Raw genomic sequence first — 26,139 nt, 5'->3', positions numbered from 1 at the left:
GATGCTGCCGGACGGATCAGCGCAGCAGGCTGAGCACGTTCTGCGGCACCTGGTTGGCCTGGGCCAGCATGGCCGTACCGGCCTGCTGCAGGATCTGGGTACGGGTCAGCTCTGCGGTTTCCTTGGCGAAGTCCGTGTCCTTGATGCGGCTGCGCGAGGCGGACAGGTTCTCGGTGGAGGTCTGCAGGTTGGCGACGACCGAGGTGAAGCGGTTCTGCACCGCACCCAGGTCGGCGCGGGTGCTGTTGATCGAACCCAGCGCCTTGTCGACCACTTCCAGCGCCTGCTGCGCGCCCAGCACCGAGCTGACGTCCAGCTTCTGCGCGTTGCTGGCCGTTGCGGTACCGGCGGTGTACGCGCTGGTGGCGGCGGCAGCAGACCAGTCGTTGGTAGCGGTCTGGTAGTTGCTGCGGGTCAGGGCGATGTCGGCGGCGACCACGGCCTTGCCTTCCTTCACCGAGGACAGCTTCAGGGTGCCGTCGGTGTTGGCTTCGGCGTAGATGCCGGATTCGCCGATCTTGCCGTTGATCGCGGTGGCCACGGCCTTGGCCGCGTCGCCGACGCTGGCGCCGCTCTTCACTTCCACGGTGCCGATGTCAACGCCCATCACGGTGCCGCTGAAGCGTGCGTCGGCGGCGACGGCGCCGATCGCCGCGGTGGCGCCGGTGGCGAAGGTGCTGGTGCCGAGCGAACCGGCGCGGGCGTCCACCACCTTGTCGATGGCGATGGCCTGGCCGGCGTTGGCGCCGACCTGGAACAGCTGGCTGGAGAACGAACCGTCCAGCAGCTTGGTGCCGTTGAAGTCCGACTGCTTGGCGACGCGGTCGATTTCGCTGACCAGCTGGGTCACTTCGGCCTGCAGCGCCTTGCGGTCGCTGGCGGAGTTGGTGGCGTTGGAGGCCTGGACCGCCAGTTCACGCACGCGCTGCAGGTTGTTGCCGATTTCGCTCAGCGAGCCTTCGGCGACCTGGGCCAGCGAGATGCCGTCGTTGGCGTTGCGGATGGCCACGTCGGTGCCACGGATCTGGGTACCGAAGCGCTCGGAGATGGCCAGGCCGGCGGCGTCGTCCTTGGCGCTGTTGATGCGCGAACCCGACGACAGGCGCTGGATGGTGGTGGCCAGGGAGCTGCCGCTGGTGCTCAGGTTGCGCTGAGCATTCAACGACATCGTGTTGGTGTTGATGACTTGTGCCATTAGGAGAGGTCCTTGAGCGGATGCACGTGTATGGGTTCAGACGCTCGAGACGTGCTTCAGGAGCGGCTCATGTCAGCGCTGCAGCAGGCTGAGCACGTTCTGGGGCACCTGGTTGGCCTGGGCCAGCATGGCCGTGCCGGCCTGCTGCAGGATCTGGGTGCGGGTCAGTTCTGCGGTTTCCTTGGCGAAGTCGGTATCGCGGATGCGGCTGCGCGAGGCGGACAGGTTCTCCGAGGAGGTCTGCAGGTTGGCGACAACGGAGGTGAAGCGGTTCTGGATCGCACCGAGGTCGGCGCGCACGCTGTTGACCGATTCCAGCGCCTTGTCGACCACTTCCAGCGCCTTCTGCGCGCCGACGTAGCTCGACACATCCAGGCCCTTGACCACTTCGCCGGTCGCGGTGGCGGCGACGGCACTGGGCGCGGCGGAGGTCGAATCGGCCAGGCTCAGCTGGGTGGCGCCGGTGATGACCAGATCGCGGTCGGCCTGCACCGAGGTGAGCTTCAGGCGGTGGGTGTCCGGGGTGCCGGCGGTGGTGACCACTTCGGCGTAGACACCGGCTTCGCCGATCTGGTTGTTGATCTGGGCGGCGGCGGAGGCGGCGAACTCGGCGGTGGTGGTGCCGCTGATGGTGCCGATGGTGACGCCGTTGATGGTGACGCCGGTCAGGTCGGTGATGGTGGCCACGTCGGCGGTGCTGCTCACCGGCGGGGCGAACTTGGCATTGCCCAGCGAGCTGGCCTTCGCATCGACCACGTTGTTGATGGCGATGGCCTGGCCGGCGTTGGCGCCGACCTGGAACAGCTGGCTGGTGAAGCTGCCGTCCAGCAGCTTGGTGCCGTTGAAGTCGGACTGCTTGGCGACGCGGTCGATTTCGCTGACCAGCTGGGTCACTTCGGCCTGCAGCGCCTTGCGGTCGCTGGCCGAATTGGTGGCGTTGGAGGCCTGGACCGCCAGTTCACGGACGCGCTGCAGGTTGTTGCCGATCTCGCTCAGCGCGCCTTCGGCGACCTGGGCCAGCGAGATGCCGTCGTTGGCATTGCGGATCGCGACGTCGGTGCCGCGGATCTGGGTGCCGAAGCGCTCGGAGATGGCCAGGCCGGCGGCGTCGTCTTTCGCGCTGTTGATGCGCAGACCGGACGACAGGCGCTGGATGGTGGTAGCGAGCGAGCTGCCGCTGGTGCTCAGGTTGCGCTGAGCGTTGAGCGACATCGTATTGGTGTTGATTACCTGTGCCATGGGTCGTCTCCCTTATTGGAATCCCGGTGCTGGAATGAAACGAAGCGCCGCCGTTTGTTTTTGTTTGGCTGTGTGCTTCGTGGTTGCCAAATGAATAACGGCGCTTTGTCAACAACCTTTAGCCGGAAATTTCATTCAGGTTTCCAGAGGCCCACGACGACCCGGTAGAGCCACGCCCTGCGTGGCTGAACAGCCAACCCCAGGCGCCAGAAACGAAAAAGGCCGCGATGCACAAGCATCGCGGCCTTGGGGGCCCTTCGAAGGGGAAGCGCTGGCTCAGCGCAACACGTTGAACAACGACATCTGCTGCATCTGCGAGAACAAGGTCTGTGCCGCCTGCAGCGCGGTGCTCTCCAGCTGGTACTGGCTGATCGCATCGGCGTAGTCCAGGTCGCGCATCTGCGACAGGGTGCCCTTGAGCGTGACCGTATTCGATTCGCGCATGTCCGCTGCATTGTCCAGCGCCTTGAGCTGGGCGCCGCCGGCCGCGCGTGAGTCGATCATCCGCTCCGAGGCCCGCGCGATGTCGCGCAGGCCGCCCTGCAGCAGGTTCTGCTGCGCCGCCGACTGCGCCGGCGTGCCGGTGTCCATCTTCAGCGAGCCGATCAACCCGTCCAGGGTGCTGAAGATGTCGCGGCTGGTCGCCGCGCCAACCTCGAACCGGTCCCCGGCCGCGGGCACGCCGTCGATATGCAGGCGAACGCCATTGAGCACCAGGTCGTCGCCGGCCTTCATGCTGCCGCTGGACACCACCGCGCCCCCGGCATCCAGCACCTCGTACTGGTCCGCTGCGGTGAAGCGCACGCTGAAGGCCTGACCGTTCCAGCTGTCGCTGCCGTCGCGGGTCACGTTGGTGAGCACGCCGGTACCGGTGTTGGCGCTATGCGCGGCCCCGTCCACATGGCCATCGCCGGTGCCGATGCGCAGGAATATCTCGCTGCCGGGCAGGGCATCCAGCACGTAGGTGTCCGGGCCCACTTCGACCTGGCGCTGGTTCTGGTCGCCGTTGTAGACCACCTTGCCGTCGACCTGGCTGAACGGCGGGCTGCCGTCGGCGGTGCCGCCGAACAGGTAGCGGCCGGTACCGTCGGTGCTGTTGGCCAGGGCCAGCAGGTTGCCGCGGATCGCTTCGATTTCCGTGACCATCGACTGCTTGTCCGACGCCGCCAGCGCCGGATTGTTGGCGTAGACGGTCAGTTCGGTGATGCGGCCCATCATGTCGCCGACCTGGGCCAGCGCGTTTTCCTGCAAACCGAGCCGGTTCTGCACGTTGCCGGCATTGAGTTCCATGCGTTCCAGCGCGGCCAGGGTGCGGTCCAGGCCCACGGCGGCGCCGGAGGCGACCGGGTCGTCCTTGGCGGTGACCAGGCGGCGGCCGGTGGCGATCTGCTGCTCCAGGTGGCTCATCTTGGCCTGCTTGGCCATCATCAGCGACACCGACTGCTGGAACATCATCCCGGTGGAGATGCGGTTGTTCATCGGCTCACGGCTCCGAGGATGGTCTGGAACATGTTGTCCGCGGTGGAAATCAGCTGCGACGCCGCCTGGTAGGCCTGTTGCAGGCGCAGCATGTCGGCGGCTTCCTCATCCAGGTTGACTCCGGACACCGCATCGCGGGCGGACTGGGCCTGGTCGGTGATCACCTGCTGCGCCTGCAGCGAGTAGTCGGCCGAGCGCGCGGCGGCGCCTACCTGGGTGGTCAGCCCGCCCAGCGCACCGCTCAGGGTCACCGTGCCGTCGTTGAAGGCCTTGGCCTGTTCCACCTTGGCCAGCAGCAGGGCGGTGCTGTTGTCCGAAGAACCGGCGGGGGTGGGGCCCATGGTAAAGGTGTCGCCGGCCTTGGGCGCACCGTCGAGCACGAAGCTCCAGCCGTTGGCGCTGATGGTCTGGCCGGCGGTATAGGTGAACGGACCGTTTCCGTCGAGGGTGTACTGGGTGCCGCTGGTGAACACGATCGCCGACGGCGTGCGCAGCGCCGGGTTGGCCGGGTCGGTGACCTTGACCCCGGTGAGCTTGCCGGTGCCGCTGTTGGAGAGCGCCGCGCTGCCCTTTACCGGCGCGGCGGCGGCAATGCGCGAGGTATCGGTGATGGCCACCGACATCGTGCCGGCCACGCCGGCGGTGGGCTGCAGCAGCATGCGGTCGTCGGCGGCCGGGGTGCCGCTCATCACCAGCGCGACGCCATTGATGACCAGCGGGTCGGTGGCGCTGCCGGTGCCGGTCATCGGAATCGCGGCACCGGTGTCGGCGCGGGTGGCCTGCCACTGGCTGCCGTCGAACTTCAGCACCACGTTCTGCCCGTCCAGCTTCGACAGGTCGCCGAAGCTGGCGCTCATGCGCGCGGTGCCGGTGTTGTTGGCGTTGCTGGTGACGCGCGGGCTGCCGATGTTGAAGAAGTCGCCGCCCAGGTTGCCGTACAGGTCCGCGCCCTGGCGGTGCACCTCGTTGAAGCTGCTGGCCAGGCCGATGGCGAGCTTGCCCAGTTCGGCCTGGGTGGGGGTGAGCACCGTCTCGCGGAACTCGAGCAGGCCGCCGATCTGGCCGCCGAGGATCTTCGGGTCCAGGGTCAGCTTCTGGCCCTGGGTTTCCAGTGCCAGCTGGAGGCGCTCGGGCTGGTACGGGTCGGTGACGGTGGTGACCTTGCTCGCCGTGGTGCCCACCACCAGCGGCTGGCCGCCGGCGGTGTAGACGTTCATGAAGCCGCCGTCCTGGATCACCGCGGTGCCGCCGGTGTAGCCGATCAGGTTGGCGACCAGGGCGTCGCGGCGGTCGAGCAGGTCGGGCGCGGCGGTATTGGCGTTGCTGCCGATCGCGCCGTTGAGCTGGGCGATCTCCGCGGCCAGCCGGTTCACTTCGGTGGCGCCGGCGATCAGCCCGTTGTTGACCTCGCCATTGAGGGTGTCGAGCTGGCCGTTGAGCTGCTGGAAGCGGCTGGCCAGGGTCTTGCCGCCGTCGAGCATGTTCTGACGGTCGGAAGTACCCGAGGCATTCGACGACAGGCCGCTGACGGTGTCGAAGAAGTTCGACCACACCCCCGACACATTGGTGGCGGTGTCGGAGAACATCGCGTCCACCCGGTCGGCCATGCTCGAAAGCTGCTTCAGTCGCGCCAGCTCACCGCTGCTGTCGAGCAGGCGCGAGATCGCCAGCTGGTCGGCCACGCGGCGCACGTCGGTAATGCGGGTGCCGTTGCCGATATCGCCATAGCCCAGGTTCTGCGGGCTGGCGGTGGCGAAGTCCACTTTCTGCCGGCTGTAGCCGGGGGTGTTGATGTTGGCGACGTTATGGCTGGTCGTGGCCAGGGCGCGCTGGAAGGCGAGCAGGGCGCTGGAGCCGGTGGAAAGTACGGACATGGGTTACCTCAACGACGGATTGCCCCCAGCCCGGCCGGGCTGGCGGTGCTGGCAAAGGTGCGGCCCAGGCGCTGGCTGGCGTCGCCCACGGCGGCGATGGCGCGCTCGATGGTCGGGCCGCCGGCGATCGCGGCGATCTTGGCCGCGTAGCGGGGGTCGGTGGCGTAGCCGGCCTTCTGCAGGCCCTGCGCGAAGCCGCGCACGTCGGCGCCGGCCTGCAGCGCGTTCTGGTAGCGCGGGCTGTTCTTCAGCAGTTTCACGTAGTCGGCGAAGCTGTCGCCCACCGAACCATAGGCACGGAAGCTGGCGGTTTCGTTGCGGCGCACGCCATCCACGTATTCGTGGGTACCGCTGGTGGCGCGCTCGCCGCTCCATCCACTGGCCTTGATCCCGAACAGGTTGTGCGAGCTGCCGCCGCCATTGCGCTGCACCAGTTTGCGGCCCCAGCCGGTCTCCAGTGCGGCCTGCGCGACCAGCGCCTTGGCATCCACGCCCAGTTCGCGGGCGGCCTGCTGCGCGTGCCCCCAGATGCTGGCGACGAAGCCTTCCGGCGTGTGCGGGCCGAGCTGCGCCGCTGCGGTGCTGGCGGCCAGGGTATCGACCGCGCCGGGCGCGGCGCCAGGCCGGCCGACATCGCGCCAACGGTCATCGGCCATCGCCCAGTCGGCGCTGGCGGTGTCGGTGCCGGTGGCGGCACCGTACGGGGTGTGGCCGCCGATCGCCTCATGCATCTGGCTGCTTTCGCGGCCGGCGATCAGGTCCAGGGCGCGCTCCATCGGCTGCAGCACGGCCGACGCCGCGCCGCCCGCCATTTTCTGCAGGAGGGCGACCTCGTCGGTGCCGGCGGCGGTGACCTCGGCGGCGGGCAGCGCCATCGGCGCGGCGCTGGGCGCATGCAGCCGGTACGCACGCAGCGCCGCAGCGGGATCGAGCCGGGTATCGGTCGGCTTGGCGCTCTCGCCTTCGCCACCGCCGAGCTGGCGCGAAATCATCGCCGACAGGCCCAGGCCACGCCCGCGGGTCATCGCTTCGGCGATCTTCTGGTCGTACATGTCGCGGAACATGGTGTTCTCGCCCGGCAGCAGCGAATCGCCGAAGCTGGCATCGCGCATGCTCTTGACCAGCATCTGTGCGAACTGGCCTTCCAGCTGGCGCGCGACCTTGTCGACCTTCGCCGGGCTGTTGGCCTGGGCCGGATTGAGTTCCAGCGACGGTTGGATGCGCATCAGATCACCTCGAGTTCGGCACTGAGCGCGCCGGCCTGCTTGAGCGCCTCCAGGATCGCGATCAGGTCGCCCGGTGCGGCGCCCACGGCGTTGACCGCGTGCACGATCTCGTCGAGCGTGGTGCCGCCGTTGAACTTGAACATGCGGCTGCCGTCGTTGGTCGCGGTAATCGTGGACTGCGGCGTGGCCACGGTCTGGCCGCCGGCGAAGGCGTTGGGCTGGCTGACGTTGGTGTTTTCGTTGATGGTCACGGTGAGCGAGCCGTGCGAGATCGCGGCCGCGCCGACCCGGACCTGCGCGCCGATCACCACGGTGCCGGTGCGCGAATTGACCACCACCTTGGCCGGCGCGCTGCCGGGGGTGAGTTCGAGGTTTTCGATACGCGCCAGCAGGCCGATGCGGGCCCCGGGGTCGCTGGGCGAGCGCACCGCCACGGTGACGCCGTCGACCGCGCGCGCGACGCCCTCGCCGAAGGCGTTGTTGAGCGCGGCGACCATCCGCGAGACGGTGGTGAAGTCGTTCTGGTGCAGGTTGAGGGTGATGTCGCCGCCTGCGCTGAACACGTCGGGCAGGGCGCGCTCGACGGTGGCGCCGTTGGGAATGCGGCCCACGCTGGGCACGTTCACCGACACCCGCGAACCGTCCTTGCCCTGCGCGCCGAAACCGCCCACCACCAGGTTGCCCTGGGCGATGGCGTAGACCTGGCCGTCGGCACCGCGCAGCGGCGCCATCAGCAGCGAGCCGCCGCGCAGCGACACTGCGTTGCCGACCGACGACACGGTGATGTCGATCGGCTGGCCCGGCTTGGCGAACGGCGGCAGCTCGGCGTGGATCGCCACCGCAGCCACGTTCTTCAACTGCGGGTTGACGTTGGCCGGCACGTTCACGCCCAGCTCGCCGAGCAGGTTCTTCAGGCTCTGAACGGTGAACGGCGCCTGGCTGGTGCGGTCGCCGCTGCCGTCCAGGCCCACCACCAGCCCGTAGCCGACCAGCGCATTGCCACGCACGCCGCCCACCTGCGCCAGGTCCTTGATCCGCTCAGCCGAGGCAGGCGCAATGCAGAAAAGGGAGATGAGAACGGCGTAGAGCGGGGCTCTGCCCCGCTGCGGAAAAATGATCGACATGATGCTCTTCATACCCACCTCAGAACGGCACCAGCGCCGAGTTGAAGAACCGGCTCAACCAGCCCATCGCATTGGACTGGGCCACGGGACCGCGACCGCCGTAGACGATGCGCGCATCGGCCACCCGGCTGGAGGCAATGGTGTTGTCGGGATTGATATCCGCCGCGCGCACGATGCCCTGCACCTGCACCAGTTCATCGCCCTGGTTCAGGCGCAGGTTCTTGGCGCCCTGCACGACCAGGTTCCCGTTCGGCAGGCGCTGCATCACGGTGACGGTCACGCTGCCCTGCAGCCGGTTGCTCTGCGCGCTGCTGCCCTTGCCGGTGAAGTCGCGCGAACCCGCCGCGGTGGCGCTCAGGATGTCCTTGCCGCCCAGGGTGACCGGCGCGCCGAACAGGGTCGGGGTCCCCAGCGCCAGGTTGGATTCCTTGTCGGTGCTGGTGTTGGCGGTGGTCTGCGCGGTGGTGCTTTCGGTCAGGGTGATGGTCAGCAGGTCGCCGACGTCACGGGCGCGGCGGTCCGAATACAGCTGCAGGCCCGGGCCGGCGGCGTAGATGGCGCCGGCAGTGGCCGGTGCGCTCGGGGCGACGACGGGAACCACCGGAGCCATGGCCGGGTACGGCCGGACGTCGCCGGCGATCACGCAGCCGCCGAGCAGGGCGACCACGCTGGCGGCGGAAAGCAGGCGAAGGGCAGGGGTGAGAGGCAGCATGGCGGGGTCCCGGATCAAACCGATCAGACGTTGTTGTTGAGGTAACCGAGCATGGCGTCGGTGGTGGAAATGGCCTTGGCGTTCATTTCGTAGGCGCGCTGGGTTTCGATCATCGACACCAGCTCTTCCACGACGTTGACGTTGCTGCCTTCCAGCGCGCCCTGGACCACGCTGCCCAGGCCGTTCAGGCCGGGATTGCCGTTCTGCGCCGGGCCGGACGCGGTGGTTTCGAGGAACAGGTTCTCGCCACGCGCCTGCAGGCCAGCCGGGTTGACGAAGTCGGTCAGGGTCAGCGCGCCGATTTCGACCGATGCGGCGTCATCGGCCATCTTCACGCTGATGGTGCCGTCGGTGCCGATGGTCAGCGACTGCGCGCCTTCGGGAATCTGGATGCCCGGCTGCACCGGATAGCCGCTGTTGGTGACCAGTTCGCCCTGCTGGTTGCGCTGGAACGAGCCGTCACGGGTGTAGGCCGACGAACCGTCGGGCATCTGCACCTCGAAGAAGCCACGACCGTTGACCATCACGTCCAGCGCGCGGCCGGTCTGCTGCTGGCTGCCCTGCTCGAAGTTCTTCGAGGTGGCCACCACGCGCACGCCGGTACCCAGCTGCAGGCCGGTCGGCAGCTGCGTCTGCGCCGACGATGAACCGCCCGGCTGGCGCACCTGCTGGTACAGCAGGTCTTCGAAGCTGGCACGGTCCTGCTTGAAGCCGGTCGTGTTGGTGTTGGCGAGGTTGTTGGACACCACCGACATGCGCGTCTGCTGCGCATCCAGTCCGGTCTTGGCGATCCACAATGCCTGGTTCATGGCGGTGTTCCTGTGTTGGTGCGGGGGGCCACCGGAAGTGGCCGTTGTCCTGGCTCATGCATGGCGCGTGCCACAACCGCGCCAGGATTACGTCGGCGGTGCCGCTCAGCTGCCCAGGCGCAGCAGTGAATTGGCGCTGCGGGCGTTGTCGTCGCCGTGCTTGATCACCTTCACCTGCATTTCGTACTGCCGCTGCAGCTGGATCATCTGCACCAGCGCGCCGGCGGCGTCGACGTTGCTGCCTTCCAGCTGGCCGCTGTCCAGCGACTTGCCCTGGGCCTGCACGAACGGCTGCTGCGGGTCGGTATTGCGCATCAGTCCGTCCAGGCCGCGCTCCAGCCGCGCGTCGTCGGCGGCGACCACGCGCAGGCGGCCGATCACGGCCATGGTCTGCGGGCCTTCGCCCTGCGGGATGATCGAGATGGTGCCGTCGTTGCCGATGTCCATCGCCTGGTGCGGCGGCACCGCGATCGGCGCGCCGTTCTCATCCAGCACCGGGTGGCCGCCGGCGGTCACCAGCTGGCCGTTCGGGGTGATCGACAGCGCGGCGCCCCGCGTATAGGCCTCGCCGCCACCCGTCGGCGCCTGCACGGCGAGCCAGTTGCCCGCGTCCAGCGACAGGTCCAGCGCATTGCCGGTGATGACCTGGGCGCCCTGGCGGCGGTTGAAGCCTGCGTCCACGTGCAGGGCGTCCACGCGCGAGGCGTAACCGGTGCCCTTGATCGGGAAGGCCTCGGTATTGGCGAGGGCCTCCTTGAATCCGGGGGTGTCGGTGTTGGCCAGGTTGTGCGACAGCGTGCCCTGCGCCTGCAGGGAGGCGCGTGCACCGGTCATCGCGACGTAGAGAGCCTTGTCCATCGTGGTATTCCCGCGCTGCTGCGATCAGTGGCTCATCAACGGATGTTGATGATGGTCTGGGTGATCTGGTCCATGGTCGAGACCATCTGCGAGTTGGCCTGGAAGTTGCGCTGCGCGGTGATCATGTTGACCAGCTGTTCGGTCAGGTCGACCGTGGAGGATTCCAGCGAACCGGCCTGGACCTTGCCCAGGTTGGAACTGTCCGGCGCGCCGGTGCGCGGGGTGCCGGAGCTGAAGGTTTCCACCCACAGGTTGTTGCCCTTGGCTTCCAGGCCCTGCGAATTGTTGAAGGTGGTCAGCGCGACCTGGCCCAGCGGCTTGTCGTCGCCGTTGGTGTAGCGCGCATAGACCACGCCTTCCTCGGAGACGGTGATCTCATTGAGCTTGCCGGCGGCGTAGCCGTCCTGCTGGGTATTGCGCAGCGCGAACTTCTCGCCGTACTGGGTAGAACCGGTCACGTCCAGGGTCATCGCCAGGGTGCCGGCGCCAGTGGTCGGGGTGAACGGATCCATCACGATCTGGCCGTTGGCCGGGTTGGTCAGCGCACCGGCGTCGTTGAAGGTCAGCGTGGTCGGCGTGCCTACGGGCTGGCCGTCGACATAGTTGTGGACCTGCCATTCGTTGGCGGTGGCGGTCTTGACGAAGTACGAGGTCTGGGTGTGGCTCACGCCCAGCGAGTCGTACACGGTGATGCCGCCGGTGGACTGGTTGTAGCTGTTGGAGTCGGTCGGGTCGAAGGCGGCCAGGGTCGGCTGCTTGGCGTTGGCCGGCAGGGTAAAGGCCACGTTGACCTTGCCGGTCTGCTTCGGCGGGCTGTCGGTGGTGAGCAGCTGCAGGTCGGTGAGGCGGCCGCTGTCGAAGCCGGTGCCGTCGGCGTTGGGCGCGAATACCTGCAGGCGTGCGCCCTGCGGGTTGGTCACGAAACCGGCCTGGTCGGTCTGGAAGTTGCCGGCGCGCGAGTACACGCGGGCGCCGTTCATGCTCATGGTGAAGAAGCCCTCACCGGAAATGGCCATGTCCAGGCTGCGCCCGGTCTGTTCGTTGTTGCCCTGCGAGAACTGCTGGGCCACGTTGGTCAGGCGCACGCCCGAGCCGACCGCGTTCTTGGACAGGCCGTAGCTGGTGGCCGAGAACAGGTCCGCGAATTCGGCGCGGGATTCCTTGAAGCCGGTGGTGTTGACGTTGGCGATGTTGTTGGCGGTGACGTTGAGGTCGGCGTTGGCGGCATTGATGCCGGACAGCGAAATATTGAAGCCCATGGGGTTCTCCTTGGATGCGTGACGAAGGGACTCAGCTGACGCGCAGCACGTAGTCGATCGGGGCCGTGCCCAGGCCCTTGAGGTTGAGGTACAGGCCGTCCGAACCGACGGTGACGCTCTCCACCGGTGCTTCGACGTAGGTGTTGACCTTGGTCTGGGTGCCGGCGCTGTCGGTATGCGTGGCGGTGATGCTGTAGCTGCCGGCGGCCATGCGGTTGCCGTTGGCGTCCTTGCCGTCCCAGTCGAAGGTGACTTCGCCGGCCTGCTTGGCTTCCACGCTGAGCTGGGTGACCTTGACCCCGTTGGCATCGGTGATGTCCACGGTGACGTAGCCGGCACCTGGCGCGGCGACCATGCCGCTGGCATCGCCTTCGGTTTCCAGCTGCCATTTGGCCGACGGCACCAGCACCTCGTGGCCAACCAGCGCGGCGCCACGCAGGACCTGGTCGCCGGCCATCGATTCCTGGAAACCCTTGACCGTGTTGTTGAGGTCGGTGATGCCCTGCACCTGCGACAGCTGCGCCATCTGCGCCACCATCTGGGTGTTGTCCATCGGCTTGAGCGGATCCTGGTGCTGCAGCTGCTCGGTCATCAGCCGCATGAAATCCGCCTGGTCGAGGGTGTCCTTCTTCTTGGTCGCCGTGCTGTTGGGTGCGTTCAGGCCCAAGGCGCTGTAGATGTCAGTGTTGCCGACGCCGCTGGTGGTGGTCATCTCGGGGTGTCCTGCAATAAGTAGGGTCAGCGACCCATGGTCAGGGTGGCCAGCGCCAGTTCCTTGGCGGTGGTGAGCATCTCCACGCCAGCCTGGTAGTTGCGCGAGGTCGAGATCAGGTTGACCATCTGCGCGACCGGGTCGACGTCGGGCTGGTAGATGTAGCCGTCGCCGTCGGCGAGCGGGTGGCCCGGCTCGTAGCGCTTGATCGGCGCGGCGTCGCTCTGGCTGATTTCCTTGACCTGCACCGTGGTGATGTTCGGGTCGGTGCGGCTGGTGACGGCCTGGAAGATCGGTTCCAGCGGCTTGTACACGGCGTCGGCCGAGCCGGAAATGGTGTCGGCGTTGGACAGGTTGGACGCCAGCGTGCTCATGCGCACGGACTGCGCCTGCAGCGCGGAGCCGGCGATGTCGAAGATGGGCAGGTTGCTCATGGCTTATTGCCCCGTGATCGCGGTGAGCATGGAGCGCACCTTGGATTCGACGAAGCTCAGCGAGGCGCGGTATTCCAGCGCGGCGCGGCCGTAGGCGGCGCGTTCGGCGTCAGGATCGACGGTGTTGCCGTCGATGCTGGGCTGCACGCCTTCCTTGGTGACCTGGAACGGGTTGAGGCCGCCACCGATGGCGTAGTGCTGCTCGCTGGTGGTCTTCATCAGCCCGTTGCTGTCCAGGCCCTGGGCATTGTGCAACGCGGCGTCGAAGTCCAGGTCCTGGGCCTTGTAGCCGGGGGTGTCGGCATTGCTCAGGTTGCTGGCGATCAGCTTCATGCGCTGCTCGCGCAACGGCATGGCCTGGGCGTGGACCCCCAGGTAATCGGAAATCAGGTTGGGCATGGCGCTCTCCCACGGGACGATGTGGGGGAGGCTGCAAGGTGCGTGCCAGAACGGGGACGGTTTGCGTGGGACGCGCATGGCGTGTCTCTACGCGGGTCAAGCCCGAGGCGTAGGGACACGCCATGCGTGTCCACGGGGCCCGTCCGGCATTACGCCGCTTCGGCGACCCTGCGCAGACGGTCCAGCACGAAATCGGCCAGTTCGTGGGGGGAATACTTGGCCACGAAGGCGTTCGCGCCCACCCGCTCGACCATGGCGTTGTTGAACACCCCCGACAGCGAGGTGTGCAGCAGCACGTACAGGCCGGCCAGGCCCGGGTGGCGACGGATTTCCGTCGTCAGGGTATAGCCGTCCATCGCCGGCATCTCGATGTCCGAGATGACCATGGCGTAGCGCTCGGCCGGGTTCTCGCCGGCGGCGTGGATCTGCAGCAGGTGGTCCAGGGCCTGCTTGCCGTCCGAGAGCAGGGTCGCGCCCACCCCCAGCTGGTCCAGCACGCTGCGGATCTGCTGGCGGGCCACGCGCGAGTCGTCCACCACCAGCACCTGCAGCTGCGGCGCGTCGGCGGGAAGCGCCATCAACGGGTCCAGCACCGCCTCACCGCGCACCTGGGCGATATCGGCCAGCACGCTTTCCACGTCGATGACCTGGATCAGCTCGCCCTGGAAGCGGGTCACCGCGGTCAGGTAGCTCGATTCGGCACCCAGTTCCGGCGGCGGGTGGATGTCTTCCACCGCGATGTTGACGATGCGCTCCACACCGCTGACCAGGAAGCCCTGGATCGAACGGTTGAATTCGGTCACCACCAGGTAGCCCGGCGCCTTGTCGGCGTCCGGCTCGCGTTCGGGGTGACCGATCGCCAGGCCCAGGTCCAGCACCGGCACCGAGCGCCCGCGGACGTCGGCCACGCCGGCGAACTGGCCGGGCAGGCCGGGCACCTGGAACAGGTCCGGGCGGCGCAGGACTTCCTGCACCTTGAACACGTTCACGCCAAAAAGCTGGCGCCCGCCGAGGCGGAACAACAGCAGGGCGAGCCGGTTGTGGCCCGCCAGGCGGGTGCGCTGATCGATGCGGTTGAGCAGGTCATGTGACATGGAGACGGTATCGGCGCGCCCGGCATTCCCTTGAGGGCGGTGCGGAACGCGGGTTCGGCACGCCGCTTGCAGGACGCTGCGCATGTGCCTGTCCGTGGAGCCGCCATGCGTATCTATATAGCCATCCTGCTGACCGCCCTGGTCGGACTGGTCCCGCCTGCGGTCCACGCGGCAGGGGCCTGGCAGCCGGTCGACAGCATCCGCGCCGCCGCGTTGTCCACGCTGCCGCAGGGCAGCGAGGGCGATACCACGCTGGACACGGCCCTGCGCCTGCCGGCCTGCGGCCAGGCGCTGCGCGCAGCGCCCACCGGCACCAGCACGGTCGAGGTGAGCTGCCCGGACGCCGGTGGCTGGCGCCTGTTCGTGCCGGTCAAAGTGCGGCGCAACCAGACCGTGCTGATCCTCAATCGCGGCATCGCCGCTGGAGAAACCCTGGGCGCGGCCGATATCACCACTGCGCAACGTGACGTGGCCCGCATCGCCGGTGCCGCCCTGGCCGATCCGGCTGCGGCGGTAGGGCGGGTGGCGCGGCGCACGTTGAGCGCCGGCAGCCTGCTGTCGGCCAACGACCTGGTTGCCCAGCGTCTCATTCGACGTGGAGACAGCGTGGCACTGGTGTCGCGCTATGCCGGGGTCGAGGTCCGCGTGGCGGGCAAGGCGCTGGCCGATGCGGGTGAAAATGAACGCGTGTCGGTCGAGAATCTGTCGTCACGCAAGGTGGTACAGGGTACGGTGGCGGCCTCCGGCGACGTTTTTGTGACGCGCTGACCACTGTGACCGGCAAATTTTCCTAAAGATGGCGGCCCCGGTGCCGTTATCCCTTGTGAACCGTAACTCCCAGGACAAGTCCATGAGCCAGAAAATCGACGGCAACCTGCAGGCGACCGCCCATCTGCGCAGCATTGCGCCGGGCAACAAGCCCAGCGTGAGCACCGATGCCCCGGCGCGCCCGGTGGAAGCAGCCGACAGCCTGCGGCTGACCGGCGAAGCCACCAGCCTGCAGGCCATGCAGCGCGAACTGAGCGCCGCCCCGGCGATCGACGCCGGCCGCGTGCAGGCGGTACGCGAGTCGCTGCAGAACGGCACCTACAAGATCAATCCGGACGCGATCGCCTCGCGCATGCTTGAGCTGGACCAGCAGCTGCAGGGATGAAGCTGGCCATGAGCGAGCCGCTGCAGCGCCTCAGCGATGCCCTGGACGTCGAACGCCAGGCATTGGTGGACCATGACGTGCAGTCGCTGATCCGCGCCACCAGTGCGAAGCTCGAGGCCCTGCGTGCACTGGAGCAGGTGCTGCCGGTGGGGCAGAACGAGCGCCTGCAGGAGCTGGCCGAGCGCAACCGCGCCAATGGCGTACTGCTGTCGCGGCGCCGGCGCGAGGTCAACTGGGCACTGCGCCAGCTGGGCCGCAGCGAAACCGCCTCGGCGTACGACGCCAAGGGCCAGTCCAACACCCTGCACGTGCGCCGCCCCTTGGCAGTGGCGTAGCGCCGGGCTCTGCCCGGCAATCGCAATCCATCCAAGCCGGACGTAGTGCCGGGCTCTGCCCGGCAATCGCAATCCATCCAAGCCGGATATAGTGGGCGCCTGTTCCAACTGCCCCGACGTGACCGTGACCCTGTCGACTACCTTTGTCACCGCACCGCTGCCCCCGCAGCCGGTCCTGCTTGCGCTGTTCGAGCGCATCAACGAAGGCGTGCTCCTGTTCCGCGAAGACGGCACCGTGGCCGTGGCCAATGCCGCCGTACGGGCGATGCTCGGCCAGGCCGAAACCGATGGCGACGCCGAAACGGGCACCGGCCTGGAGCCCGCGCAATGGCTGCGCCAGCTGCTGCCGCCGGACGCGCTGGAACACGCACGCCAGCATGGCCACTGGAACGGCAGCCTGCCGGTCGGTGAGCGCATGGTGATCGTGCACCTGTACGAACAGGAAGATGCCGGTCGCCGCCACTTCCTGGCCCTGTTCCGCCGCATCGAGGGCCAGGAGGACTACGAACGCGAACTGCAGCAGCGCCATGCGGAGCTGCGCCAGGCCTACCTGCGCCTCAACGGCACCCAGGAAAAGCTGCTGCAGTCCGAGAAGATGGCCTCGATCGGCCAGCTGGCCGCCGGCGTGGCGCATGAGATCAACAACCCCATCGGCTACGTGCACTCGAACCTGGGCAGCCTGCAGGAATACCTTCGCAGCCTGTTCACCGTGATCGAAGCCTATGAACGCGCATTGCGCGCGCCGGACCCGAAGGCGCTGATCCCGGAGATCGACGATATCCGCACGCGTTTCGACATCGATTTCATCAGCCGCGACCTCCCGCAGCTGATGGCCGAGTCGCGCGAGGGCATCGAGCGGGTAACGCGGATCGTGCGCGACCTGAAGGATTTCTCGTACTCCGGGCGCGACGAGTCGTGGAAGCTGGTCGACCTGCACGCCGGGCTGGAATCGACCATCAACATCATCTGGAACGAGCTGAAGTACAAAGCCGAGCTGAAGCGCGAATTCGGCCAGCTGCCGCTGGTGGAGTGCCTGCCGTCGGAACTCAACCAGGTGTACATGAACCTGCTGCTCAACGCCGGACACGCCATCGCCGAGCGCGGCACGATCACCGTGCGCACCGGCGTGGAAGGCGAGAACGTGTGGGTGGAATTCGAGGACACCGGCGGCGGCATCTCGCCGGAACTGCGCCAGCGCATCTTCGACCCGTTCTTCACCACCAAGCCGGTCGGCAGCGGCACCGGGCTGGGCCTTTCGATCTCCTACAGCATCATCAACAAGCACCACGGCCGCATCGACCTCGACAGCACCCCGGGCGTGGGGTCGACGTTCCGGTTGGTATTGCCGATCAAACAGCCGCGGTAGAGCGCGGCGACGATCGTTTTCATGCGTCACCGGACGTGGTTGGGTTCCGGGCGGTCGTTTGGGAACCGACCCTACCAGCACATCCCGCATGGCTGCCTGCTTTTCCCCACCGCACACGACCCTGTATGGGGGCGGGCGGCGGGTAGCCCCCGTAGGGACTGTCAAAAACATGGATGTTTTTGACAAGCCTACATGGATGTATTCACGGCGTGTCCCGGAGGGGGCTGCCCGCCGGCCGCCCCTGCACGTAGCATCGAATAGCTGCCTTTCGCCGTAAGCAATCAGACGACTATTCGCCCTCAGGCGCCGACATCGCCGCCGGTTGCGAGGTATTCGCCCGCCGTTGCTCTTCGTGCGTGCGGAATGCCTGGTGGATGTGCTTGCGCAGCTCGTCGTCGTTCCAGGGCTTGGTCAGGAAACGGTAGATCGCGCCGCGGTTGATCGCGTCGGTCACCGTGTTGAGGTCGGTGTAGCCCGACAGCACCAGCCGGATCGTGTCCGGGTACAGCATCTTCACCCGGCCCAGGAACTCGGTGCCGCTCATGTCGCTCATGCGCTGGTCCGACAGGATCACCTGCACATCATTGATCGCCAGCAGGTCGAACGCATCGCGTACGTTGCCTGCCGCCAGGATCCGGTAGCCATCGCGCCGGAACAGCCGCACCAGCGAACGCAGCACGTTCTCCTCGTCGTCCAGCAGCAGCAGCGTACGGTCCGGACGCGTCTCCGCGAAGGCCTCGGGGCGCAGGTAACGGCGGCGCAGCGTCATGCCCGCCGCATCCGCCGACATCGGCTCCCCGAACAGATAGCCCTGGAACACATCGCAGTCGTTGCGGCGCAGGAAGCCCAGCTGTGCCTGCGACTCGACCCCGTTGGCGATCACCGTCATGCCCAGCTGGTGCCCCATCGCAATGATCGCGCGTGCGATCGCCGCCTCGCGGTTGCCCGCCGGCGCACTCTTGATGAAGCTGCGGTCGATCTTCAGCTTGTCCACCGGATAACGTACCAGCGCGCTCAGGCTTGAATCGCCCGTCCCGAAATTGTCCAGGCTCAGGCTGATCCCCTCGTTGCGCAGGTTCACCAGCGTCTCGTGCACGAAATTCACATTGTTGGTCAGCGCGCTTTCGTTGATCTCCAACGTCAGCATGTGCGCCGGCACCCCCGCCGTCTGCATCAACGCCATCACCTCCGCAAAGAAGTTCGGCCGCAGCAGCTGCAACGTGGACACGTTCACCGCAATCGTGAAGTCATCGAACCCCTGGTCGCGCCACAGCCGCGCCTGCTTCAGCGCCCCCTCCAGCACCCACGTGCCGATCTGCACGATGATCCCCAGCCGCTCCGCCGTGCGCATGAAACGCTCCGGCACCAGCATGCCCAGCGTCGGCGACTGCCAGCGCAGCAGCGCCTCCATGCCGACCACGTGGCCATCGCGTGCGCTCACCAGCGGCTGGTAGCGCAGCTTCAGCTCGCCATTGGGAATCGCGTCCACGATCTGCCGCGCGATGATGCTCTCGCTGTGCGCGCTCGACGGCGTGTTCACCGCATGGATGCGCACCGCGTTTCCGCCCTCGCGCGCCGCCTGGTACAGCGCATCTTCGGCGTGGTCGAGCAGGCGCGACGTGTCGGTCGCATGTTCCGGGCACAGGCTCACCCCCAGCTTGCCGGTCATGAACAGCGTGTACGGCAGCACCGACAACGGCAGCTCCAGCTGCTGCCGGATCTCCTCGGCCAGGTCATCCGGCAACGGCATGTCCGCCGCGCGCGGCACCGCCAGCAGGAACTCGTCGCTGCCGTGCCGCCACAGCTTGCCGCGTCCGCGCAGGTGGTGCTGCAGGCGCTGCGCCACCAGCACCAGCGCCTGGTCGCCGACCTCCGCGCTCATGTTCTCATTGACCGACGCGAAATGGTCGATGTCCACGTGCATCAGCATCAGCGGCGTGCCGCCCGAAGCCGCCTCGGCCACCATCGCCTGCAGTTCGGGGTTGCCGGCGCCCAGGCGCGGCGGCGCGTCCTCGATGCTGACCAGGGGCAGGGAAGGGTTCCACATGACTCAATGTTCCAGGGTATCGGGGGCGGTCGTACTGTCGCTGCGATAAGGCAGGAACAGGTCGACCAGGGTGCCGGCGCCGTGCGCCGACTCGATCTTGAGGGTGCCGCCGGCGCTCTGCGCGCGCTCGCGCATCACGATCAGGCCCAGCCCGCGCGGACCGTCCGGGTCGAAACCCTCGCCGTCGTCGCGGACCTGCAGGTGCAGCCCGTGATCGTGCACATCATGCAGCTTCAGGTGCACCTGGCTGGCGCGCGCGTGGCGCAGCACGTTGGTCAGGCTCTCCTGCGCGATGCGGAAGCAGGCCTGCTCGATGTCGCCCTCGGGCCGGCGCGGCAGCGCCTGGATGTCGGCCAGCAGCTCGATCGGCGAAGAACGGAACAACACCCCCGCCTGCCAGCGCAGCGCCGCCTCCAAGCCCAACGCGTCCAGCTGGGGCGGGCGCAGCAGGGTGGAAATGTCGCGCAGCTTGCCCACCGTCGCATCGGCCAGCTGGATGATCTGTTCCAGGTCCTCGCCGCGCCGCTGCGGATCGGCCTCGTCCTGCGCCGCATAGGCCGACAGCTTCATCGCCGTGATCGCCTGGCCGATGTCGTCGTGCAGGTCGCGCGAGATCGCCCGGCGCTCGTCCTCCTGCAGAGAGAACAGCCGCCCGGCCATCGCCTGCAGCTCGCGGTTGCTGGTCTCCAGCGCCTCGCGGATGCGTTCGGGTTCGCTCAGGTCGCGCACGATCAGCAGCTTGCAGTTGCGGCCGCCGTAGCGCACTTCGCCCACCGCCAGCCCGGCCTGGAAACGCTCGCCGTCCAGCCGGCGCATGCCGATGACTTCGCTGCCGCTGCTGGGCAGCGGAATGCTGGCGAACAGCTGCGCGCGCACCCGCGCTAGGTCGCTGGCCACCACCAGCGCCGACAGCGGCTCCCCCAGCAGGGTGTGCTGGCCGTAGCCGAACTGCGCCGCAGCGCAGGCATTGGCATACAGCACGTGTTCGTCGGACAGGATCACCACCCCGTCCGGCAGCACCCGCACCAGCTCGCGGAACTGCTCCTCGCGCTCGCGCAGCAGGCGCCGCGACTGTTCGCGTTCGGTCACGTCCTGCAGCGTGCCCAGCACCAGCGGGCGGCCGGCATCATCGCTGCCACTCTCCGCGCGCAGGTGCACCATCAGCGCACGCCCATCCATCGCCAGCAACGGCAGCAGCACGTCGATCTGCACCCCGTCGCCGCGCATGTCCTGCAGCAGCTGCTCGGTGAGCGCCGCCGTGGCCGGGTCGGCCGGCACCAGCAGCTCCTCGAAGCGGTGCCAGCGCCGTGCCTCCGGCGGGCGCCGGCCCAGCAGGTGGTACACCTGGTTGGAATAGCGGCCCAGGCCGGTGGCCGGTTCGAACTCCCAGGCACCGATCCGCGCCATTTCGTGCGCTTCCTCGACCCGGGCCAGGGCCTGGTCACGGCGGCGCAGCGCCTGGTCTTCGCGGGTGCGGTCGATCGCGATCAGCAGCCGCGCCGGGCGGCCGGCGTAATCCAGGTAGTTGCTGCGCATCTCCATCCGGCGCGGGGTGCCATCCTTGAGCAGCAGGTCGGCGGTAATCACGCACAGCTGCTCGGGCTGGGCCCGGATCTGTTCGAGCTTGGCGGCCAGCGCGGCCTCGTCGCCCGGCGGCCACAACGCGGTCATCGGCAGCGCGGTGAACTCCTCACGGGTCCAGCCGAACAGGCTGCTGGCCGCGGGATTGACGTCCAGGATCTCCAGCGTGTCCAGGTCGTAGACCAGGATCGGCCCCGGGTTGCCTTCGAACAGCTGGCGGTGGCGCTGCTCGGAATGCTCCAGTTGCACGTGCGTATGCAGCACGTGCTGGGCCAGCGGGCGCAGCAGCAGGTAGATCAGCGTGCCGCTGAGCAGCACGAACAGCGTGCCCTTGGCGGTCTGCCAGCGTGCGGCGGTGGGCAGGTCCGAGGTCAGCATCTGCACCGCCGCATCGCTGCACAGGATCCAGACCAGCGCCAGCAGCAGATAGCCGATGACCACCCGCAAGCGGTCGCGGCGCAGGGCCCGTGCGAGCGGATGGTCGCGACGGGGCGGGGCGGGCGGGCCGGGCGGGACGACAGGCATGGGGCGCGACAGGACCGGGGCGGAAGGGGCGCTCCATAGTAGTGGCTGCAGCACCGTTGGCGCACGCGGGACTCAACTATCCGGCCATTCCGCCGCTAACGGTTACGTTCCCGGCTGTCGGGTGCGTAATTGGAGTCCTACCGCGTGGACCAAGGCATCATCGCGAGTCTGCTGCAGCACCCCCTGGCGTCGGCCCTGGTCATCCTGGACCGGAGCGGGCGCCCGCTGGCCGCCAACCCGGCCGCGCGCGAGCATGGGCTGCCGGCAACCGTGGCGGCCTATGGCGAGCTGCTGGAGGACCTGCGCCTGCTGGCCGCCGATGGCGGGCTGGTCCCGTGCCAGCTGCCCGGTGGCCCGCGCGGGCGCTTCGACGGATGGATGCGCGCCGTGCACGACGCCGACGGCAACCTGCTGGCGTTTACCCTGAGCATCCCCGAACCGGTTGCCGCCTACGCCGGCAGCCGCTGGGAAGTGGCGTTGGACCACGCCGGGCACGGCCTCTGGGACTGGGACCTGCCCAGCGACGCGGTGATCCGCTCCCGGCGCTGGGACGATGTGCCCGGCAGCGCCGAAGAGCACGCCGTCGCCGATGCCGGCCGCGCCCTGCTGGCGCCGGTCCATCCCGACGACCAGGCTGCCGTGCGCGCCGCGCTGGACGCGCACCTGCGCGGCGAAGGCGAGGTCTACGCGGCCCAGTACCGGGTGCGTCACCCGGATGGTGATTGGCGCTGGGTGCTGGACCGGGGCAGGGTGGTGGCGCGTACTGTCGATGGCCAGCCGCTGCGCATGGTCGGCACGCATACCGACATCCAAGCGCAGAAACAGATGGAAGCGTTGCTGCGCGAGCAGCAGGTGCACCTGCGTGAAGCGCAGCGCATCGCCAGCATGGGCAGCTGGTCGTGGGACCCGGACAGCCGCCAGTTCTGGTGGTCGCCGGAGTTCCGCGCCCTGCTCGGTGTCGGCGACGCCCGGCTGGGTGGGCGCAGGCACTGGCTGCGCCTGCTCGCGCCGCGCTCGCGCACCCTGCTGCGCCAGGCCTGGCGACGCATGCTGCGCGACAACAAGCCCAGCATGCTGGCGCTGGAGCTGCCGCGCGGGTCCGAAGGCGTGCTGCACCTGCGCGTGTGGATGCAGCCGCTGCTGGGCCCGGACGGGCGCATCCAGCGCCTGTTGGGCCAGGTCCAGAACATCACCGAACAGCACCAGACCGACGCCCTGATCCGCTGGCGTACCGAACTGCTCAACCGGGTCTCCGCGCTGGGCAGGATCGGAGGCTGCGAAATCGACGTGGCCACCCGCCACATGCAGTGGACCGAGGAGTGCTACCGCATCCACGGGCTGCGCAAGGAGCCGATCACCCTGGACCAGGCGCTTGCGCTGTATACCCAGGACTCGCGCGATGCCTTCGAAGCCGCGCTGGCCCGGATCGCCGCCGGCGGCCTGCCGGAACAGCTGGACCTGTGCTTCTACCGCCAGTCCGGCCTGCGCATCTGGGTGCAGGTGCTGATCGAGCTGGACCATCGCGATGGGCTGCCGACCCGATACGTGGTGCTGTTCCGTGACATCACCCGCGAACGCGAGGCCAATGAGCGGATCGAACTGCTCGCCCATTACGACCTGCTCACCGGCCTGCCCAACCGCATGCTGCTGCGCGAGCAGACCGGCGATGCGATCGAGGAAGCGCGCGACCGAGGCGCCGCGCTGGCGATGCTGTTCATCGACCTGGACGGCTTCAAGACCATCAACGACACCTTCGGCCACGCCACCGGCGACGCGCTGCTCAAGGCGGCCGCGTCACGCCTGCACCAGAACCTGCGCAATGCCGACCTGTTCGGCCGCTTCAACGGCGACGAGTTCATCGTGGTGCTGCGCGACCTGGCCGACCCGGAAGATGCCGGGCACGTGGCGCGCAAGCTGATCGCCTCGCTGGCCGAGCCGCTGCAACGCGGCGACACCACCTTGAAGGTAGGGGCGAGCGTGGGCATCGCGATGCTCGACGACGAACGCACCGACTTCGACACGCTGCTGCGCGCGGCCGATGCCGCGATGCATGCGGCCAAGGAAGCCGGACGCAATACCTATCAGTACTACAGCCAGGACGCCCTGCTGCGGATCCAGCGCAAGCTGGAGATCGAGCACGGCCTGCTCGGGGCGATCGAGCGCGAGGAGTTCAGCCTGGCCTACCAGCCGCTGCTGCACGCCGCCCACGACCAGCCTCCGGCGATCGAAGCGCTGCTGCGCTGGCACCGCCCCGGGATCGGCTACTGCAGCCCGGCCGAGTTCATACCGATTGCCGAGAAGTGCGGCGAAATCGTCCGCATCGGCGACTGGGTGCTGGCCGAGGCCTGCCGCCAGGCGGCCGCCTGGGACCGTGCCGGGCTGGTGTTCGACCGCATTGCGGTGAACGTGTCCGCCGTACAGCTGCGCGACCGCGGGTTCGCCGAGCGCGTGATCGACATCTGCCACGCCCATGGCTGGGCGCCGCAGCGCCTTGAGCTGGAACTGACCGAATCGGCGCTGATCCGCGACACCGACGTGCTGCGGCACTGTTTCGACGTGCTGGAACGGCATGGCGTGCCGCTGGCGGTGGACGATTTCGGCACCGGCTTCTCCAACCTGCATTACCTCAACCGGTTCCCGGTGGGGCGCCTGAAGATCGACCGCAGCTTCGTGCAGGGCATGCTGCACGACACCGGCACCGCCGAAGTCACCCAGGCGATCGTGCACCTGGGCCACGCCCTGGGCATGAAAGTGGTCGCTGAAGGCGTGGAGACCGAGCAGGAAGAAGCGATGCTGCGCCGCCAGGGCTGCGATGAGATCCAGGGCTACCTGTATTCCCGGCCGCTGACCCCGCGCGATCTGGCGCAGTGGTTGAAGAACGGCGGCGCGCAGGCGGTGCCGATGGCCGCGGTGCCCGGCGACGCATTGCGGATTCCAGTTGCGCCTTGAGGGCGCGTGGGCCGGCCAACGGCCGGCGCTACCGGTGCCCGGTGCGTAGGGTGGATTGACTCGGGGCCCGCTGGGCCCTTGTTTGTTGCCGGCTCGGCCCGAACCGTTACGCGTCCATCGCGAGCCGGATCATTCGATCATGTCGCCGCTCAACCCCAGGTCCCACGCCAATCCCGCCAGCGCGGGATCCAGTGGCGCGGGCGCCGGTGCCGTGGCCATCAATCCAGCCAGTTCACGCTGCGCCTGCTGTTCCAGCACGGCCAGCAGCGTGCGGCCGCTCTTCGGCGCCACGGGAACCGGGGCAGGATGGGCGATGTCGCCCGCCGCGTCGGGCGACGCACCGTTACCGGCGGGGATGACCTGGCTGGGGGTGGCGTTCAACAACATGCGGCGATCTTCAGCAGGAGGGGCCGGGAACTACACGCACGAAGGCCCCGGACATGCCGGGGCCATCGTGGGTGCCATTATCGGCGTGGTACGGGGATCAGAACAGTTCCACCGCGCCGGCGGCCATGCTCTGCTGGCTCACCGGCTTGTGCGGCGGGCGCTCCCACTCGCTGCGCATGTCGCGCAGGCGGTTGCCGGTGCGCTGCAGGGCCGTGGCCACCTCGGCGTCGAACACGCCGCCATTGCGGTGCAGCAGCTCCTGCAGGCCGACCGCTTCGCGGTTGATCGAGGTCAGGCGGTCCAGGTGGGTGTGGACGCCGCCCAGGGCCTGGGTGGCGATGTCCTCGAACTGCAGGGCGCGTACCGCTTCGGCCACGCTGCTGTCGATGGCACGGCCGCACTCGGAAATCTCGCGCATGCCATCGCCCAGCGACGCATTGATCTGGGCCACGTTGTCCAGCATCGCTGCCGCTTCGTGACGCGCTTCGCGGGAGCGGTCCATGTCGCGCGAGGCCATGTTCGAGACCGTTTCGCGGACCTTGGCGATGGCGTCCTTGGAGCTGTGCGCCAGCTTGCGGATCTGCTCGTTGAAGGTGGTGGAGCGCTCGGACAGATTGCGCACCTCGTCGGCCACCACGGCGAAGCCGCGACCGGCTTCACCGGCACGCGCCGCTTCGATGGCCGCGTTCAGCGCCAGCAGGTTGGTCTGGTCGGCGATCGACTTGACGTCTTCCAGCAGCGAGAAGATCCCATCCAGGTGCTGCGCCATCTGGTCGATGTGCTGCACGGTGGTGCTGCTCTGGCCACTGACCTGTTCCAGCGCTTCCACCAGCTGTTCCATGCGGTTGCTGGCGTGCTGGGCGAAGCGGGCCACGTCGACGCCGGCGCCACCGTCTTCACCGGCGCGGTCGACGATGCGGGCCAGCGCCTGGCTCTGCTGGCGTGACTTGCGGTTCATCGCGTCGAAGCTGCCGCCGAGGCCGGCCACGGCCTGGCGGATCAGGTCACGGGCGCGTTCGATCTCGCCCCGCGATCCGTCGATTTCGTTGCCGACGAAGGTACGCAGCTCGGTCAGCAGCTGGTCCTGCTCACGCATCAGGCGCGCGTGTTCCGGCGAACGCTGGGTCTGGGCGCGGGCGGTCCACCAGGCAAAGCCCAGCCAACTCAGGGTCATCGTGGTCAGCAGCGCCCAGGTGAGGGCGGCCGGCCAGTCGAAGCCGATCGCGAAAGGAAGCAGCAGGGTCAGGACCAGGGGGGCGGCCAGACTAGTGAAAAGGCGTGAGTACATAAACGTTCTCGGGGAGGTGCACGGAGAATGTATCGGCCGTACCCCCGATTGCTTTAGGCACGGCGCACGTTTTTCCTGCGCCATGCCTTCACGC

At 68.1% G+C, this 26,139-nt stretch carries 23 protein-coding genes; 5 read left to right on the top strand and 18 right to left on the bottom strand.

Annotated elements, in window-relative coordinates:
* Nucleotides 1–16: 16 nt before the first annotated feature.
* From FSZ13_RS01765 to FSZ13_RS01700, 14 genes are all read right to left on the bottom strand, one after another.
* On the bottom strand, nucleotides 17–1,195 hold the full coding sequence (locus FSZ13_RS01765) for a flagellin (protein WP_145477716.1): 1,179 nt from the start codon (nucleotides 1,193–1,195) through the stop codon (nucleotides 17–19).
* A gap of 72 nt (nucleotides 1,196–1,267) precedes the next feature.
* Nucleotides 1,268–2,434, bottom strand: a complete 1,167-nt coding sequence (locus tag FSZ13_RS01760; RefSeq protein ID WP_145477715.1) for a flagellin — start codon at nucleotides 2,432–2,434, stop codon at nucleotides 1,268–1,270.
* Nucleotides 2,435–2,710: 276 nt separating this feature from the next.
* Entirely contained in the window at nucleotides 2,711–3,913 is a 1,203-nt protein-coding gene (gene flgL, locus FSZ13_RS01755; RefSeq protein ID WP_145477714.1) for a flagellar hook-associated protein FlgL, read from the bottom strand.
* Nucleotides 3,910–5,787 carry a flagellar hook-associated protein FlgK gene (flgK, locus tag FSZ13_RS01750; protein WP_145477713.1) on the bottom strand — a complete coding sequence of 626 codons (1,878 nt, stop codon included), beginning with the start codon at nucleotides 5,785–5,787 and terminating at the stop codon, nucleotides 3,910–3,912. The genes flgL and flgK overlap by 4 nt, the downstream gene beginning before the upstream one ends.
* Nucleotides 5,788–5,795: 8 nt before the next feature.
* Nucleotides 5,796–7,013, bottom strand: a complete 1,218-nt coding sequence (flgJ, locus tag FSZ13_RS01745) for a flagellar assembly peptidoglycan hydrolase FlgJ (RefSeq protein ID WP_145477712.1) — start codon at nucleotides 7,011–7,013, stop codon at nucleotides 5,796–5,798.
* Entirely contained in the window at nucleotides 7,013–8,137 is a 1,125-nt protein-coding gene (locus FSZ13_RS01740) for a flagellar basal body P-ring protein FlgI (RefSeq protein ID WP_428999959.1), read from the bottom strand. Before FSZ13_RS01740 ends, flgJ begins: the two co-directional genes overlap by 1 nt.
* Before the next feature lie 19 nt (nucleotides 8,138–8,156).
* On the bottom strand, nucleotides 8,157–8,849 hold the full coding sequence (flgH, locus tag FSZ13_RS01735) for a flagellar basal body L-ring protein FlgH (RefSeq protein WP_145477710.1): 693 nt from the start codon (nucleotides 8,847–8,849) through the stop codon (nucleotides 8,157–8,159).
* Nucleotides 8,850–8,872: 23 nt separating this feature from the next.
* Nucleotides 8,873–9,658 (bottom strand): flagellar basal-body rod protein FlgG, encoded by a 786-nt coding sequence (flgG, locus tag FSZ13_RS01730; RefSeq protein ID WP_145477709.1) that lies wholly within the window; start codon nucleotides 9,656–9,658, stop codon nucleotides 8,873–8,875.
* A 105-nt stretch (nucleotides 9,659–9,763) separates the two neighbouring features.
* Nucleotides 9,764–10,516, bottom strand: a complete 753-nt coding sequence (locus FSZ13_RS01725; RefSeq protein ID WP_145477708.1) for a flagellar basal body rod protein FlgF — start codon at nucleotides 10,514–10,516, stop codon at nucleotides 9,764–9,766.
* Between the two features lie 35 nt (nucleotides 10,517–10,551).
* On the bottom strand, nucleotides 10,552–11,775 hold the full coding sequence (flgE, locus tag FSZ13_RS01720) for a flagellar hook protein FlgE (protein WP_145477707.1): 1,224 nt from the start codon (nucleotides 11,773–11,775) through the stop codon (nucleotides 10,552–10,554).
* 31 nt (nucleotides 11,776–11,806) lie between these two features.
* Nucleotides 11,807–12,487, bottom strand: a complete 681-nt coding sequence (locus FSZ13_RS01715) for a flagellar hook capping FlgD N-terminal domain-containing protein (protein WP_145477706.1) — start codon at nucleotides 12,485–12,487, stop codon at nucleotides 11,807–11,809.
* 26 nt (nucleotides 12,488–12,513) lie between these two features.
* Nucleotides 12,514–12,921 (bottom strand): flagellar basal body rod protein FlgC, encoded by a 408-nt coding sequence (flgC, locus tag FSZ13_RS01710; RefSeq protein ID WP_145477705.1) that lies wholly within the window; start codon nucleotides 12,919–12,921, stop codon nucleotides 12,514–12,516.
* A 3-nt stretch (nucleotides 12,922–12,924) separates the two neighbouring features.
* On the bottom strand, nucleotides 12,925–13,320 hold the full coding sequence (gene flgB / locus FSZ13_RS01705) for a flagellar basal body rod protein FlgB (protein WP_145477704.1): 396 nt from the start codon (nucleotides 13,318–13,320) through the stop codon (nucleotides 12,925–12,927).
* A gap of 149 nt (nucleotides 13,321–13,469) precedes the next feature.
* Entirely contained in the window at nucleotides 13,470–14,414 is a 945-nt protein-coding gene (locus tag FSZ13_RS01700; RefSeq protein ID WP_145477703.1) for a chemotaxis protein, read from the bottom strand.
* A 123-nt stretch (nucleotides 14,415–14,537) separates the two neighbouring features.
* Between FSZ13_RS01700 and flgA the strand changes: the two genes are divergently transcribed.
* The 4 genes from flgA to FSZ13_RS01680 all read left to right on the top strand — a co-directional run bounded on the left by flgA (nucleotide 14,538) and on the right by FSZ13_RS01680 (nucleotide 17,268).
* Complete coding sequence (flgA, locus tag FSZ13_RS01695) at nucleotides 14,538–15,182, top strand: flagellar basal body P-ring formation chaperone FlgA (protein WP_428999972.1); 645 nt, start codon at nucleotides 14,538–14,540, stop codon at nucleotides 15,180–15,182.
* A gap of 82 nt (nucleotides 15,183–15,264) precedes the next feature.
* A complete protein-coding gene (flgM, locus tag FSZ13_RS01690; RefSeq protein ID WP_145477701.1) occupies nucleotides 15,265–15,567 on the top strand; it encodes a flagellar biosynthesis anti-sigma factor FlgM in 303 nt (100 codons plus the stop codon).
* On the top strand, nucleotides 15,564–15,902 hold the full coding sequence (locus tag FSZ13_RS01685) for a flagellar protein FlgN (RefSeq protein WP_145477700.1): 339 nt from the start codon (nucleotides 15,564–15,566) through the stop codon (nucleotides 15,900–15,902). The genes flgM and FSZ13_RS01685 overlap by 4 nt, the downstream gene beginning before the upstream one ends.
* Before the next feature lie 118 nt (nucleotides 15,903–16,020).
* On the top strand, nucleotides 16,021–17,268 hold the full coding sequence (locus tag FSZ13_RS01680; RefSeq protein WP_186308847.1) for an ATP-binding protein: 1,248 nt from the start codon (nucleotides 16,021–16,023) through the stop codon (nucleotides 17,266–17,268).
* 289 nt (nucleotides 17,269–17,557) lie between these two features.
* On the opposite strand, the gene FSZ13_RS01675 is transcribed toward FSZ13_RS01680, so the two are convergent.
* Both FSZ13_RS01675 and FSZ13_RS01670 read right to left on the bottom strand, forming a co-directional pair.
* Nucleotides 17,558–19,315: an EAL domain-containing protein gene (locus tag FSZ13_RS01675; protein ID WP_145477698.1), complete on the bottom strand. Its 1,758-nt coding sequence runs from the start codon at nucleotides 19,313–19,315 to the stop codon at nucleotides 17,558–17,560.
* Nucleotides 19,316–19,318: 3 nt separating this feature from the next.
* Nucleotides 19,319–21,421, bottom strand: coding sequence for a PAS domain S-box protein (locus tag FSZ13_RS01670; protein ID WP_145477697.1), 2,103 nt, complete (start codon nucleotides 21,419–21,421; stop codon nucleotides 19,319–19,321).
* 144 nt (nucleotides 21,422–21,565) lie between these two features.
* Here FSZ13_RS01670 and FSZ13_RS01665 point away from each other — a divergent pair, with 144 nt between their 5' ends.
* On the top strand, nucleotides 21,566–24,370 hold the full coding sequence (locus FSZ13_RS01665; RefSeq protein ID WP_145477696.1) for a sensor domain-containing protein: 2,805 nt from the start codon (nucleotides 21,566–21,568) through the stop codon (nucleotides 24,368–24,370).
* Nucleotides 24,371–24,499: 129 nt separating this feature from the next.
* Here FSZ13_RS01665 and FSZ13_RS01660 read toward each other — a convergent pair whose 3' ends face one another.
* A complete protein-coding gene (locus tag FSZ13_RS01660; protein WP_145477695.1) occupies nucleotides 24,500–24,757 on the bottom strand; it encodes a hypothetical protein in 258 nt (85 codons plus the stop codon).
* 97 nt (nucleotides 24,758–24,854) lie between these two features.
* Nucleotides 24,855–26,045: a methyl-accepting chemotaxis protein gene (locus tag FSZ13_RS01655; RefSeq protein WP_145477694.1), complete on the bottom strand. Its 1,191-nt coding sequence runs from the start codon at nucleotides 26,043–26,045 to the stop codon at nucleotides 24,855–24,857.
* Nucleotides 26,046–26,139 lie beyond the last annotated feature (94 nt).

Source organism: Stenotrophomonas rhizophila (assembly GCF_007667275.1).
Lineage (GTDB): Bacteria > Pseudomonadota > Gammaproteobacteria > Xanthomonadales > Xanthomonadaceae > Stenotrophomonas > Stenotrophomonas maltophilia_AE.
Note: the sequence above shows the minus strand (reverse complement) of the source record. Positions and strands in the feature narration are given on the sequence as shown.

What these genes read in the sequence shown, in the direction of transcription:
- flgE (WP_145477707.1), bottom strand. Translation starts at nt 11,775, where the DNA reads ATGGGCTTCAATATTTCGCTGTCCGGCATCAATGCCGCCAACGCCGAC.
- FSZ13_RS01660 (WP_145477695.1), bottom strand. Translation starts at nt 24,757, where the DNA reads ATGTTGTTGAACGCCACCCCCAGCCAGGTCATCCCCGCCGGTAACGGT.
- flgC (WP_145477705.1), bottom strand. Translation starts at nt 12,921, where the DNA reads ATGAGCAACCTGCCCATCTTCGACATCGCCGGCTCCGCGCTGCAGGCG.
- flgG (WP_145477709.1), bottom strand. Translation starts at nt 9,658, where the DNA reads ATGAACCAGGCATTGTGGATCGCCAAGACCGGACTGGATGCGCAGCAG.
- FSZ13_RS01765 (WP_145477716.1), bottom strand. Translation starts at nt 1,195, where the DNA reads ATGGCACAAGTCATCAACACCAACACGATGTCGTTGAATGCTCAGCGC.
- FSZ13_RS01760 (WP_145477715.1), bottom strand. Translation starts at nt 2,434, where the DNA reads ATGGCACAGGTAATCAACACCAATACGATGTCGCTCAACGCTCAGCGC.
- flgK (WP_145477713.1), bottom strand. Translation starts at nt 5,787, where the DNA reads ATGTCCGTACTTTCCACCGGCTCCAGCGCCCTGCTCGCCTTCCAGCGC.
- FSZ13_RS01670 (WP_145477697.1), bottom strand. Translation starts at nt 21,421, where the DNA reads ATGCCTGTCGTCCCGCCCGGCCCGCCCGCCCCGCCCCGTCGCGACCAT.
- flgM (WP_145477701.1), top strand. Translation starts at nt 15,265, where the DNA reads ATGAGCCAGAAAATCGACGGCAACCTGCAGGCGACCGCCCATCTGCGC.
- FSZ13_RS01725 (WP_145477708.1), bottom strand. Translation starts at nt 10,516, where the DNA reads ATGGACAAGGCTCTCTACGTCGCGATGACCGGTGCACGCGCCTCCCTG.
- FSZ13_RS01715 (WP_145477706.1), bottom strand. Translation starts at nt 12,487, where the DNA reads ATGACCACCACCAGCGGCGTCGGCAACACTGACATCTACAGCGCCTTG.
- FSZ13_RS01700 (WP_145477703.1), bottom strand. Translation starts at nt 14,414, where the DNA reads ATGTCACATGACCTGCTCAACCGCATCGATCAGCGCACCCGCCTGGCG.
- FSZ13_RS01740 (WP_428999959.1), bottom strand. Translation starts at nt 8,137, where the DNA reads ATGTCGATCATTTTTCCGCAGCGGGGCAGAGCCCCGCTCTACGCCGTT.
- FSZ13_RS01685 (WP_145477700.1), top strand. Translation starts at nt 15,564, where the DNA reads ATGAAGCTGGCCATGAGCGAGCCGCTGCAGCGCCTCAGCGATGCCCTG.
- flgJ (WP_145477712.1), bottom strand. Translation starts at nt 7,013, where the DNA reads ATGCGCATCCAACCGTCGCTGGAACTCAATCCGGCCCAGGCCAACAGC.
- flgH (WP_145477710.1), bottom strand. Translation starts at nt 8,849, where the DNA reads ATGCTGCCTCTCACCCCTGCCCTTCGCCTGCTTTCCGCCGCCAGCGTG.
- FSZ13_RS01675 (WP_145477698.1), bottom strand. Translation starts at nt 19,315, where the DNA reads ATGTGGAACCCTTCCCTGCCCCTGGTCAGCATCGAGGACGCGCCGCCG.
- flgB (WP_145477704.1), bottom strand. Translation starts at nt 13,320, where the DNA reads ATGCCCAACCTGATTTCCGATTACCTGGGGGTCCACGCCCAGGCCATG.
- flgL (WP_145477714.1), bottom strand. Translation starts at nt 3,913, where the DNA reads ATGAACAACCGCATCTCCACCGGGATGATGTTCCAGCAGTCGGTGTCG.
- FSZ13_RS01655 (WP_145477694.1), bottom strand. Translation starts at nt 26,045, where the DNA reads ATGTACTCACGCCTTTTCACTAGTCTGGCCGCCCCCCTGGTCCTGACC.